This is a genomic window from Streptomyces sp. NPDC005820, assembly GCF_040630255.1.
Classification (GTDB): domain Bacteria; phylum Actinomycetota; class Actinomycetes; order Streptomycetales; family Streptomycetaceae; genus Streptomyces.
Genome location: NZ_JBEXXE010000046.1, coordinates 26,060 through 39,041 on the forward strand (window position 1 = coordinate 26,060; position 12,982 = coordinate 39,041).

Consider the following 12,982-nt stretch of genomic DNA (forward strand, 5'->3'; position numbering starts at 1 on the left):
ACGGAGGACAACGTGCCGGACGACGACCTGCTCGAAGCCGCCCGCGCGATCAGGCCCTACCTGGAGGAGCTGGTGGGAGAGGACGCGGCCGCCTATGACGGCGCGTTGGGGCGGCTGCTCGCCGACGCCCATGAGGGACTGGACGTCGACGCCCCGCTCAGCGCCCTGCTCAGCAGCAACGAGGACATCAGCGTCTGGATCGGCATGGTCCGCCACGACCCGCTGCGGCGTCCGCCGGAGCACCAGCCGATCCGCGGCTACGGCGACCTCCCCGGCCCCGGGGAGCCGGTGTCGGCCGAGCGGTATGTGTGCCCGGGCGGCGACTTCGTCTGGTACCGGCCGACGGCAGGTGTCCCGGTGCCCGCCTGCCCGGACCACGGCGCTGTGCTGAAACCGAACTGAGGGGGGCCACGGCGGTGTTGGGGAAGTTCTGGGAGGCGGTGGCCGGCAGCATTGCGGACCGGTGGGCGGCGCAGTCTGCCTCCGCGTTGGTCTTCTGGCTGGGCGGGCTGCTCATCTGGACGATCGGGCACGGCGGCCTGAACGGGATGCAGAACGCGGCCGCCGCCATCTCCCAGCAGCCGACGGCGGCCCAGGTCGCCGCCGTGGTCGCGGCTCTGGCGCTGGTGGGCTTGTCCGGGCTCGTTGTCCGGCTGGTCACGCTTCCCGTGCTGCGACTGTTGGAAGGGTACTGGCCGAAGCCGTTGGCCGGGGTCCGCCGCAGACTCGTCGCCCGCGTAGCGCGAAGAGCAGTCCGGGAAGACCTCGAATGGCAGGCACTGGCGGGCAGGGTTCTACCGTCCGACGCCATTCCCGATGTGCGGGACGCCGACCGGTTCACCGTACTCGACCGGCGCCTGCGCAGAAGGCCTTCGCTGCCCCACCGGTTGATGCCCACCCGGCTCGGCAACACCCTCCGTGCGGCCGAGAGCCGCCCCCTGGACAAGTATGGCCTCGACGGCGTCGTGGTATGGCCACGCCTGTGGCTGGTGCTGCCCGAGGCCGTGCGCACCGAGCTGTCCGCAGGCCGCAAAGCCCTGGACGACTCCGCCTCGTGCCTGGTGTGGGCACTGATCTTGCCTGCCTTCGGAGCCTGGTCCCTGTGGGCGATCCCGATCGGCCTCTCCGCCGCCGTCGCGATACACCAACTCTGGCTGCCGAGACGGGCCGAACGATTCGCCGACGCATTGGAGACCGCCTTCGACCTCCACCGCACGGAGCTCTACCGTGCGCTGCGATGGCCACTGCCCAGGCACCCGCGCGACGAGCACCACCAAGGGCGGTTGCTCACCCGGTATCTATGGCGCGGCAGTGGCTCCGACACTCCGCTCTTCGTGGGGGAGGACTCCGAAGCGTCCCGTCCCCGTGCTCCTGGCCCACCGGAGCCCGCCGCCGCGCCGGCGAGCAGCGAACCGCCCTCAGCGGCTCGGCGGGACAGCACATGACCCCTTGCGTCAACTGCGGAGCGGTGTGAGCAGATACCCGGCTCACCATGCCCAGGGGATCCGGCCCGGGCAGCAGCTGCTCGCGGACGTGGGCCTCAAGATCGGCCAGCACATCGTTGATCCGCTGGAAGTCGGCTGCCAGATCCTCGGGCTCCCAGGACAGTAGCCGACAGGTGTGGATCCCCGTGGAGCGGACCGCACTCTGAGCAATAGTGCGCGGCTGCCCAGGCCACCGCGCGCTGGAGACGTTGATCAAGATCGTGGAACGATCTCGGGATGACGCGCGGCGATCTCACAGACGGTCAATGGGCGCTGCTACGGCCGCTGTTGCCACCGCAGACCGCGAGGATGGGCCACCACATGGCCAGAGGACGCAGTGGCACGGCCGAACCCGCCTCCCTGTTTTGTCCGAAGCTGCATGCGGCAGCAGCCAGCAGACCCCGCTGCCGCAGCGGGGCTGCAGGCCACTCTTTTCGTAAAGCTTCTGGCCGGTTCTGTCGGCGACGCTGCACGTCTGTCCACCGCTTGTCCACCGGAGACCCGTAGCACGAGCCTGGCACAGCTCTCCCGACTATAAAAAGACGAGGCCAGAGGCTTAAGGCCGCAGATCTCGTCACCGAAACCGCACCTCTGACCCACGCATTACGATGCACAGCCCCCAGGCGCCCGTGTTTTCAGAGCCGCCTTCGGGATTCGAACCCGAGACCTACGCATTACGAGTCGGCACATGATCTTGTCGGACCGCCTCAACCTTGCTCACATTGCGTGATACTCGCAACTCATGCACCCTCTGCTTGCTCGACCCTTCTCGGTCTTTCTCGGTCTTTCTCGATCGTTCTTAATCCTCATGTTCCCACCACGTTCCCATCGGACCCTGGGAACGACGGCCGGACACCGGACCGGGACAGGGCAGCATCCCGATGAGCGGCCAGATCCGCCGACGGGTCGAGGGGTTTCGAAGCGGGGAGCTACACACCCGCATTGGGATGAGAAAGGCATCCCGCTCCCTGCGCCCAGGGCGGAGCCGATGACCGTTCTCGCAGGTCAGCCGCGTGGAAACAGCCTAGCCCAATCGAACTACGGAACCGCGACGATTCTCTCGGCCTCCCTGAGCGTCGGGCGCCCGCAGATCCAGTATTCGATCAAGTGTCTTCGCAGATGCCACGCCTGTCCACGCCAATTACACTGATTTTGTACTCCAACCATTTGATTCCGCACACTGGCTGGCTGCTGTGCGATCGGCGGGGAGGCGAGGAGATGGGCAGTCGTCTGGCTCCGATGCGCATCGGGGATGTCGAGGTCCTGGTCGAGACGACGGCTGTGGCAGGCTCCGAGGAGACGGGGGCCGGCTTCGACAAGGCACGAGAGAAGGTCGTTGACGCCTACGAGAGAGCGCAGTCGACGATCGTGGAGGTGGCGTCGACCACCGTCGACATGCTGGGTCGACTCGCCACGCGGAGCGCGCGTCCCGACCAGCTCGAAGTGGAGTTCGCGCTGAAGTTCGCGGCCAACGGCAATGTCATCGTGGCGGGAGCCTCGGCTGACGCCACCCTCTGTGTCCGGCTCGCCTACATATCGGATTCACATACCACCCCGCCCACAGAGGATCCGTCTCTGCTTGGTGGGTGATCTCGTGACCACCGCACACGGGCAGGTGCCCGGCTTTCTCGGCCGGGTGCTCACTCGTGACGGCGGGCCCGAGGGGACGTGTTTCCAGGTCGCGCCAGCAGTGTTCGTGACCGCCTCGCACGTGCTGAGGAGCCTGGGCGCCGACGAGGTCGGCGCGTCCGTGTCACTCGATCACCTCGCCCTCGGCGGGGGTCCGCCCGCCCAGAGCACGGTGGTGCGGCTCGATCCGGCGCTCGATCTCGCGGTGCTGCGCGCGGACCACTCGTTCGAGGAGTCCGTGCCTGGCATGGCCGCCACAGACAGCGTGCTGATGACGGAGCAGGTCGCCGTCACGGGCGCGTCCCACGTGGAGGACCCAGCCCACGAGTACCGCTACCTCGACACAACTGGATCCTGGGCCGGCGGCACGCTACGCAACGGCGTAGCGATAGGCCGTCTCGAGGCGAAAGCGGTGGTCCCGGGGATGAGCGGAGCTCCGGTCCGGCGCCTGACGGACAACGTCGTCGTCGGCGTCGTGTCGGCTCGCTACAACAGCGACACCGGCTGGATGCGGGACTCCGTCTGGGTGGCTCGGACGGAGCACCTGGCACCTCTGTTGAAGGGCATCGCTGACATCACTGTGGCAGCTCGCGCGCCAGCTCGGGTCAGCGGCTACGTACCGAGACTTCCGCGCAATTTCGTACCGCGGAGCGAGGATGTGGCGACTCTCGTCGACACGCTGCTGTCGATGAGCGGCGAGCCGGTGGTTGTGCATGGCATGCCCGGCATCGGCAAGACTGTTCTCGCCGCCGCCGTGGCGCGCGACCAGCGGGTGCGCGAATCCTTCCCCGACGGTGTCCTGTGGGTGACGCTCGGGCGTGAGCGCGACATCACACACAGCCAGGCAGACCTCGCAGGGGAGCTCGGCGACGGTGACCGCGCGTTCGCCGAGCCGGAGCAGGGAACGGCAAGGCTGAGGACGCTACTGGCGGCCAGGAGCTGTCTGCTGGTGGTCGATGACGTCTGGTCCCAGGAGGATCTCGGTGCGTTCGACGTGCTCGGCCCGCACGGTCGGATGATGGTCACCACACGTGATGCCAGAGCCGGTGTGTCACTCGACGCGGTCAAATACCCGGTAAGCGCCTTGCCCGAGGATCTCGCCTTGGACTTGCTGATGAAATGGGCCGGTCAGGACGCAGACCAGGAGCGTGCCAGAGAGATCGTCCGCGCCTGCGGACGGCTGCCGCTGGCCCTGTCCATGATCGGGGCGATGGTGCGTGGCCGACACGACGGGTGGAACAACGCACTCAACAAGCTCCGTGCGGCTGACCTGGCCAGCATCCACCAGTACTTTCCGGGCTACCGGCACGAAAGCCTCTTGAAGGCACTTCAGGTAAGTGTGGACGCACTCCCCAACGCTGGAGTCGTCTCTCGCTACCTCGATTTCGCGCTATTCACCGAGGACGTCGCTGTCCCCGAGGCGGTGCTGGTGACGCTGTGGACGGCGGACGGTCTCCGGCCGGACCTGGCGCAGGACGACATCAATCTGCTCGTGGAGCGGTCGCTCGTCCAGCGCGACGACGCAGACCGTCGGCTGTCCTTGCACGACCTTCTCTTCGACTACGTGCGCGCCGTACGGTCTGAGACCGGTGACGCGCAAGCCCGTCATCGACGCTTGGTCGCCGCCTACCGCGCCAAGTGCCCGCAGGACTGGCCGAGCGGACCGGACGATGGCTACTTCTTCGAACACCTCTCCCGCCATCTCGTCGAGGCGGGGCAGGCCGACGAACTGCACCGGCTGATCAGCCTCACCGCCGCCGACGGCCACAATGCCTGGTACGAGACCAAGCGCGACCGCGGTGACGTCGCGGGCTTCCTCTCCGACGTCACCACGGCATGGCAGCTGGCCGAGTCGGCCTGCGACTCCGACGACACCGGCCGAACGGCGGAGAGCATCGCGCTGCAGATCAGATACGCGCTGATCACGGCGTCCCTGAACAGTCTCGCCCGCAACAATCCGCCCGAGCTGCTCGCCGCCGCCCTCGCACAGGACGTACGCGGCGCCCGGGAGGTACTGACCTACGCAGCCCGCGTACCCGATCCGGCGCAGCGGTGCGCCGCGCTTGCCGCGCTCGCACCTCACCTACCGGATGAGCTCATACACGAGGCGCTGGCGGCCGCGGAGGCGACGGCGGAGTCAGATGCGGAAGAGGACGTCCGCGCCACCGCGATCGGGCGGCTGGCCGCCCGGCTGACTGAGTTTGGTCATGCTGAGGAAGGCCGGGCAGCCGTAGAGCGCCTCAAGAATCCGGCGCTCCGCGCGACGGCCCTGGCGATCACGGCTGCCCACAGGCCCGAAGCGACCACAGAGGCCATCCAATCTGCCGCACAACTCAAGGCCGGCCGGTCACGGGCGCAGGCGCAGGCTCGGGTCGCGAAGGTTCTCGCCGACTGCGGACTGTCGGATCGGGCGGTCGACGCGGCGAAGCAAATCGGCGGCACCGAGGCGCGCTGGAGCGCACTTGGGAGAATCGCGCCACACCTGCCGCAGTCGCTGCGGGAGGCCGCCATGACGCACGCGTTCGAAACCGGCAGACCGGCCAAACGAATCCGAGCCTTGCTCCCGTTCCTCCCCTGGATGACCGACTCCCAATTGCGACAGGTACTCGACGGTGTCACAGGGCTGGGCAACGGGGCCGAAATAGGTGCGGCGTACGCGGTAATCGCCGGATATCTGTCCGAGCCGCTGACGAACAAGACACTCGAGCGGGCCCTGAAGATGGTGCTCAAGGCGAAAGCGTCGCCGCGTCGTGGAGAGGCCATGGCGACGGTGGCGGCGCACCTGCCCGCGCCACTCGCTCGGACGGCCCTCGTACGCGTCAAGCGCCAGAGGGCATACCAGGCTGAGGCCCTCGCGGCGCTTGGTGCCCGTCTCGCCGAACTCGGCCACCAGGACGAAGCCCTCGATCTCGCGCGGTCGACGGCCGACGGCGACACCCGAGCCCAGATCCTGGGAGCCATCGCGCCACATCTGTCGGCAGCGGAGGTCACCCAGGCGCTCACCCTTACGGGTGTCATCGGGGACGCGGCCGCGCAAAGCCATGCGGTAAGCCGACTGATCCCGCATTTGGCCACAACAGATCGTGTCGAAGTCGCTGACGAGGTGGCTCAGGATGCCACTGCAACGGACCGGGTCTCGATGATGCTGGAGATCGCTCGCTCGCTCCCCGCCACTGACAGAAGTCGGCTCCTCGACGATGCCTTGCAAACGGCGAAGAGGATTCAGGACGCTGAGGAGCGTGCGTCCGCGCTTGCGCGGTTCGCACCTGATCGCCCGGCTGAAGTGCTTGCCGCGATTGCCAAGGACAGGGGCCATTCCATGCGGCCGTGGTACACGACACTGCTGGGGGCCCTGGCTGATGCCGGCTGGACCGACGAGGCCGTGGCCGTCGTACGCACGATACGACCGCTTGATCGCGGGTGGGACTCCTTCGAGCCATGGCAGTCGGTGTACGACGATGCGGCGTACGACGTCCCCGAATGGCTCCTGGACTCCCGCCGGACACGCCTGGAATTTGCTCACGCAGAAAGGGAGATGGAGAAGCAGAGTGTCACTCTGCTCAAGGCAGCCCTGCTCGGCCACCTGCTGGCCTACCTCTCGGACGACGTACGCGCCGACGTGGCAAGAGAAGCGCTCGCGTGTCTCGACACCGATTGGAGCGGCTCCTTCTGGTCCAGCGACAGTGGCGACCTTGAGGACATGGCGTTCGCCGCCATTGCGCGCAACCTGCCTCCGGATCTGACGGATCAGGCGGCAGGCTTGCTCACCACGAGGTCGGAGCTTCGTGGCATTCCGTTCCCGGAAACCGCCATCACACTCGCACTACGAGAGCATGGCGCCACGCGGCATCCCGACGTGGACCACGCCCTGGTCGCGTTGCTCGTCATGCGCCACGGCGACGCAGACGGGCAAATGGCCGACGACTTGGTTGCCGCGTCATGGTCGTACCCCGTCAAGGACCCGACGGTGGTGCTGCAGCGCACTGCAGAGAACCTGACGGTGGCGCTGCCCCGCATCGTGCGGGGTCTGCCGTTGTACGCGATCGAGCGCCTCCTCGCGCGTACGGCCGAGGCACGTACGGCAACCGAGTCCGTGGCGGGCGAGTGGGTGTGGCCAACAACAGGGTCGGCGGCAGAGCAGGCGGTGCTCTCCGCCTTGGCCATCCGGCTCGCCGAACTGGGTGAGACTGCCCGGGCGGTGAAACTCGCGTGTGCCTTGTGGGAACCGAAGTATCGTCGTCAGGCAGTGGAGGAGCTCGCGGCCCTGTTGCCCAGGGACGCACTGTTCAGCGTCTGGACTGGCCGGCCCGGCACCTGGCTGATCCGCGAGTTGTCAAAGCAAGCCCGGGACGATCTACTCAGCGACCTGGCCGGGCTTACCTCAGTCATCGTGGCGCTGGGCGGCGAGGGCGTCGCAACCGCCGAGCTGGCCGCGATCCGCGAGGTCAGCCACTGGTGGCCGTAAGCGGAGCAATGCTCAGTACCTGTGGATCGGTCTTGGGTTGGTGCGCGAAGGGCATACCTTCCCGAGGGATCGATCGACTGGTATCGAGTAGGCCGACGTTGCACCGTCGGTCGGGAAGGGCACGCCCGTGCTCAGCGTAGTCAACGAAGATGGCACCACGCCGAACGGCTCCCTGATCGACGAGATCGTCCGCGAGGGCGCCCGGCGGATGCCCGCCGCCGCGCTGGAGGCCGAAGTCAACACCTATATAGCCGAGTTGGCCGATCAACGGGACGGATCCGGGCGCCGCCTGGTGGTCCGCAATGGCCACCACCAGCCGAGGTCGGTCACCACCGCCGCGGGAGCGGTCGAGGTCAAGGCCCCGCGGGTCAACGACAAACGCATCGACGAGCAGACGGGCGAGCGCAAGCGGTTCTCCTCGGCGATCCTGCCGCCCTGGTGCCGGAAGTCGCCGAAGATCAGCGAGGTGCTGCCCCTGCTCTGTCTTCACGGCCTGTCCTCGGGTGACTTCGTGCCCGCGCTGGAGCGGTTCCTCAGCTCGAACGCCGGGCTGTCGCTGGCCACCGTGACACGGCTGACCGCGCAGTGGCAGGCCGACCACCAGGCGTTCGGCGAACGGGATCTGTCGGCAGCGGACTACGTCTACGTATGGGCCGACGGCATCCACCTGCGCATCCGTCTGGCCGAGGCGAAGTCGTACGTGTTGGTGCTGATGGGCGTGCGCGCGGACGGCACCAAGGAACTGATCGCGATGGCCGACGGCTACCGCGAGTCCGCCGAGTCGTGGGCGAACCTTCTGCGGGACGCCGCCCGGCGCGGGATGCGCGCCCCCGTCCTGGCGGTCGGCGACGGAGCCCTGGGCTTCTGGAAGGCCCTGGCAGAGGTCTTCCCCGAAACCCGTCTTCAGCGGTGCTGGGTTCACAAAACCGCGAATGTCCTGGACGCCTGCCGAAGTCGGCGCAGCCCGCCGCCAAGCGCGCGATCCAGGAGATCTGCAACGCCGAGGACAAGGACCACGCGGTCAAGGCCGTCGCCACGTTCGCCAAGCGGTACGGGGCGAAGTACCCCAAGGTCGTGAAGCGGATCACGGACGACGAAGCAGAGCTGCTGGCGTTCTTCGGCTTCCCCGCCGAGCACTGGATCCACCTGCGGACCACGAACCCCATCGAGTCGGCCTTCGCCACGGTCCGCTTGCGCACGAAGGTCACCAAGGGCGCCGGCAGCGCGGCCGCCGCATTGGCGATGGTCTTCAAGCTCGTCGAGTCCGCCCAGGCCCGCTGGCGAGCAGTGAACGCACCCCACCTCGTCGCCCTTGTCCGCGCCGGAGCCCGCTTCGAACGCGGCCACCTCGTCGAGCGCCCCGGCGAAGGCCCCGTCCCCGCAGCCGCTTGATCCTCTCGCTGGAGCGAACCCATGAGCGACATCGCCGGGAATGGCGTCGACTTCACCGCATCCATCAACAGCCAGGAATGGCACGTTGCGTGGTATCCCCCTCCTGACCCACCGTCGGGTACACCACACGGCGCGGAGGCGGTGTGCGTCGCCGGCAATCGGATTGTCGTGGTCAGCGAAGACGGACAGCGGTGGGGCCTGCCGGCCGGTCGCCCCGAGCGACAGGAGCAGTGGGTCGACACGATGCACCGCGAGGTCCGTCCAGGCGCGCGGCGGCCGTGGCGAGTGCCTTGGACCGCTGCCGTACAGCCGTCTGCGCCGTCTGGCGCTGTTCCTCCTGCGCCTTGAGGTCCTGCGCCTGGACGACGCCGTCATTGGTGCGGGCGGTGACTTCCTCCGCCTCGACGTCACGTGCCAGCGCGTAGACGTCCTTGGCCTTCTTGACGGCCGCGGTGGCCGCGTCCGCCGCCTCCTTGGCGGCCAGCGCGTGCGCGGTGGCTTCCTTCGCGGCGGTGGCCGCGTCACCCGCGTGATCCGCGGTCGTGTCAGCCGCCTTCGGGGCTTTGTCGGCGTGCGTGGCCGCGGAGTTCGCCGCGTCGCGGGACTTCTGCCACCCCGTGGTCGGCCCCGCTCGAAATCTTCCTCAGGGTAGCCTGCGGCGGCAACCGAGACGGTCGGGCTCTTCAGGCGGGTCCGGGTTTCGCGCGTCGCGGTCCATCGACAAAGGGCATGTCACCGACCAGATCCCACCCATCAGCAGCCTGCGTCGCCGCTCGGCACGCCTCCGTTTCCGGAGGGAATGCAAGACTTTGCGCCACCAGGGGCGAGAATGTGTCGCCGCGCTTCGAACCGTGTTCAGAGGCCGCCGTCAGAGGGTCAGCGTTCGACCGTCGGCGAGAACGGCACCGCGCAGCTGGCGGAGGTGGGGTTGCGGGCGGTGCGGGACGTGCTGGCCGAGCACGGAAAACGCGGAGTCAACCGATCGGCTCGTAGGGCCACTCCGCTGAATGCAGGGCGGCCGCCCTGCCTGGCGGCAGGGCATGCGCGCTGGGTCAGTCGCCGCCCCCGAGGCCGCCGCCGTGCGTGTCCACGTCCGCCAGGCCGCCGATGTCGTCGTCGACGTCTTCCGGTCCCTGGCGGTTGCGGGGCGAGCGCGAGGGATCGCGGCGGTCCGCACCGGACTTCTCCTCACTCCGATCGGGCGCATCGAACACGGCCCGCGAGACCCTGAAACCGGTCTCAAAGCTCTCGTCGGCCAGCGCCTGCGAGACGGCGACGCGACAACGGCGGGTGAACCGGGGCCAGGGACGGGACCTCTCCGGCGGCCACAGTCCCGCGAGAGAGGCCAGGACGGCCCACACCGCCAACCACACGGTCGCCCACCACTCCGGGTTCTGGTCGGGCAGGCCCGGCCTCCTCGGACGGCGTCCAACCGGTAGTCGGGCTGGCGCACTTGCCAGTCGTTCCCCGCGTGAAACACGGCCAACTTCTTTACCATGGCGGCTTGTTGCGTGGCGGCGCCTGCGGGCCGGGCGTGTGGCGTGCTGCCACTGGGTGTCCCCGGCAGATTCGGGTTCGGGGGTGCCGGTCGTCCCGGCCCGGCTCGCAGCGTGCGTTCGTTGATCGCCGGCCCCGCACCGCGACGAGGGCGGGGCGCCGGGCCGTGGTCAGGCGCCCGCGACGTGGCCGGGCCCGGGGCGGGCGGGGCACGCGCCGGCATGTGTCGCGGAGTCGACGCCGTACGGGGAACTGGTGGTCGGCACGGCCTGGTTGCCGCTGTCGTGATCGTCCGACGGCGGGGTGAAGGCGACGTCCAGGCGGGTGAGCCCGCGGAAGTTGAGGCTGCGCTGCCACTGCGGCGGCGTGGTGTCGTCGAGCCGCAGGCCGGGGAGCCGGGTCAGGAGTGCCTCGAGGACGATCGCGCCCTCCAGGCGGGCCAGGGCCGCGCCGAGGCAGAAGTGCGGACCGTGCCCGAATGCCATGTGCCGTCCGCCGGTCCGTTCGAAGTCCAGCACATGGGGATCGGGAAACACGGCCGGATCCCGGTTCGCGGCGCCGCCCACCAGGAGCACGGTCTGGCCTTCGGCGATGCTGCGGCCCGACAGGTCCAGGTCGTGTCGGGCCCGGCGCAGCATCAGCTGTACCGGGGCGTCGTAGCGCAGGAGTTCCTCGACCGCTGCGGGCATCAGATCAGGCCGTCGGCGCAGTCGGTCGGCCGCGTCCGGGTGGCGGAGCAGGGCGAGGGTGGCGTTGCCGATGAAGTGGGTGGTGGTCTCGTGGCCGGCGATGAGGAGGAGGGCGCAGTTGGCGAGGAGTTCGTCGAGGTCCTGGTCGGTGTTCTCGGCCTGTGTGCTCACCAGGGCACGCAGCGTGTGGGGGGCCGGCGGGGTGTCGGGGCGGGTGAGGAGTTCGCGGAAGTAGGCGAGCATGTCCGTCATGCTCTGCGAGGCCTCGCGGTTGCGGTCGGCGTCCAGCCGGGAGTTGCCGATGGCCTCGGCGACCGGCTCGGACCAGGAGGCCAGGGCGGGGCGGTCCTGGTCCGGTACGTCGAGGAGGTCGCAGATGATGGTGAGAGGCAAGGGGCGGGCGAGGTCCGCGACGATGTCCATCCGCCCGGTCGGCGCCGCCTGGGTGATGATCCTGTCGACGGCTTCGACGATCCGGCCGCGCAATGTCCGGACTGCCCGAGGGGTGAAGGCCTTGCTGATCAGGGCCCGTAGCCGCGGGTGGTCGGGGGCGTCGTTGTAGAGCATCTGCCTGCTCAGAACCTGGGCCAGCGGCCGCAGTTCCTCCGGGACGTCCTCGATGTCGGCATAGCGCACCGAGGACAGTCCCGGGGCATCCACCGCTTTGCTGACCACTGCGTGCCCGGTCGCGACCCACGCGCGCAGGGTGCGGTCCCAGAACAGGTCGTCGGCGCTCCGCAGCTCTTCGTAGAAGTCGTAGAGACGCTCTTGGACTTGAGGCCGAAAGGCCCGCAACAGCGAGGTGGGGGTGCTCATCGGCCCAGGCTAGACGGTCTGCGGATCCGGGCCGGGGCCGAGGAGTCCCCTGCTCACGAGTTAGGTAGGCGATTGCGTACTTTCACCGAAGTCCTCGGACCGAGGGTGCGGAAGCGTTGCCACCGGGCCCTGGATGCCTCCGGGGTGATCGAGTGGAGAGAGCGCGGGTGAACGGTGCGAGTACGGTGCGCTGCGGCGGCTGTGTGGGTGCTTTCGATGGCGGTGCTGAGCGCGTGCGGCGGTGGGACCGGGGGCTCTGGCGACACGACGGGGGAAGCGCCCTCCCGGGCGGCCGCGTCGACTTCCGCGTCGGCGCAGAGCGAGAAGCCCCAGGCGTCGGCTGAGCCCCGGACATCGGCCAAGGCTCTGAGCGACGCCCAGTTGCAGTCCGCTGTCCTGGTCGACGCGGATCTGAGTGAGTTTCAGATGTCTGAGGAGATGGCGGGTATGCCGGCTCCCCAAGGCACTGCGAAGCGGATATCCCCGGCCAAGTGCCAGCCGCTGCTGAACATCGCCGTGGGCAAGCTCGAACCGCAGGCGAAGGCGTTCCGGTACAGCGTTGCCGTGGGGTCGTCGGCATCCGGACAATCCGCCGACCAGATCGGGGTGGAGATCAAACTCTTCGCCCTTGACCAGGACGGCGCCGAACACGTGCTCGCGCAGCTGAGAACAGCGGCGAAGAGTTGCGCGGGGTACGAGAACGGCGGGTACCACGGTGTCGCGGCGGCCGTCGCACCGGACGCGGGCGACGAGGCGGTGGCGTACAAGACGTCCGCGACGGGCTCGATCCCGATCTGGACCACGGTCGTACGCAGCGGCGCCACCGTAGTGGCCTTCGGCCACTACACAGCCGAGCTGCCTGATGAGGTGCTGTCCGCTCAGATCTCCAAGGTCGAGCAGGTCGAGCAGGTCGAGCAGGTCGCAGGCTGAGTGTCTTTCGAAGATCATGTGTGGTTTGGGGGGTCTATGAGGCGCCGTCGTGAGCAGTCATGCCTTCTGACAGTTGCGCT

General features: G+C 68.5%; 7 protein-coding genes and 1 pseudogene. 6 read left to right on the forward strand and 2 right to left on the reverse strand.

Annotated features, from left to right (window positions below):
- Positions 1-12 precede the first annotated feature (12 nt).
- The 5 genes and pseudogenes from ABZ464_RS40725 (at position 13) to ABZ464_RS40745 (ending at position 8,970) form a co-directional block, all read left to right on the forward strand.
- Complete coding sequence (locus ABZ464_RS40725) at positions 13-402, forward strand: hypothetical protein (protein WP_359286692.1); 390 nt, start codon at positions 13-15, stop codon at positions 400-402.
- 38 nt (positions 403-440) lie between these two features.
- Complete coding sequence (locus ABZ464_RS40730; RefSeq protein ID WP_359286695.1) at positions 441-1,445, forward strand: hypothetical protein; 1,005 nt, start codon at positions 441-443, stop codon at positions 1,443-1,445.
- A gap of 1,257 nt (positions 1,446-2,702) precedes the next feature.
- The gene (locus ABZ464_RS40735) at positions 2,703-3,074 is read left to right on the forward strand and encodes a CU044_2847 family protein (RefSeq protein ID WP_359286698.1); all 372 of its coding nucleotides are present in this window, start codon (positions 2,703-2,705) and stop codon (positions 3,072-3,074) included.
- Between the two features lie 4 nt (positions 3,075-3,078).
- The gene (locus ABZ464_RS40740) at positions 3,079-7,578 is read left to right on the forward strand and encodes an NB-ARC domain-containing protein (protein WP_359286702.1); all 4,500 of its coding nucleotides are present in this window, start codon (positions 3,079-3,081) and stop codon (positions 7,576-7,578) included.
- Between the two features lie 127 nt (positions 7,579-7,705).
- Positions 7,706-8,970: pseudogene (locus ABZ464_RS40745) on the forward strand (IS256 family transposase).
- 1,052 nt (positions 8,971-10,022) lie between these two features.
- Here the strand turns inward: ABZ464_RS40745 and ABZ464_RS40750 are convergent.
- Complete coding sequence (locus ABZ464_RS40750) at positions 10,023-10,184, reverse strand: hypothetical protein (protein ID WP_359286705.1); 162 nt, start codon at positions 10,182-10,184, stop codon at positions 10,023-10,025.
- 453 nt (positions 10,185-10,637) lie between these two features.
- Complete coding sequence (locus tag ABZ464_RS40755; protein WP_359286707.1) at positions 10,638-11,972, reverse strand: cytochrome P450; 1,335 nt, start codon at positions 11,970-11,972, stop codon at positions 10,638-10,640.
- A gap of 216 nt (positions 11,973-12,188) precedes the next feature.
- Between ABZ464_RS40755 and ABZ464_RS40760 the strand changes: the two genes are divergently transcribed.
- The gene (locus ABZ464_RS40760) at positions 12,189-12,902 is read left to right on the forward strand and encodes a hypothetical protein (RefSeq protein WP_359286709.1); all 714 of its coding nucleotides are present in this window, start codon (positions 12,189-12,191) and stop codon (positions 12,900-12,902) included.
- Positions 12,903-12,982 lie beyond the last annotated feature (80 nt).

What these genes read in the sequence shown, in the direction of transcription:
- ABZ464_RS40755 (WP_359286707.1), bottom strand. Translation starts at nt 11,972, where the DNA reads ATGAGCACCCCCACCTCGCTGTTGCGGGCCTTTCGGCCTCAAGTCCAA.
- ABZ464_RS40735 (WP_359286698.1), top strand. Translation starts at nt 2,703, where the DNA reads ATGGGCAGTCGTCTGGCTCCGATGCGCATCGGGGATGTCGAGGTCCTG.
- ABZ464_RS40760 (WP_359286709.1), top strand. Translation starts at nt 12,189, where the DNA reads ATGGCGGTGCTGAGCGCGTGCGGCGGTGGGACCGGGGGCTCTGGCGAC.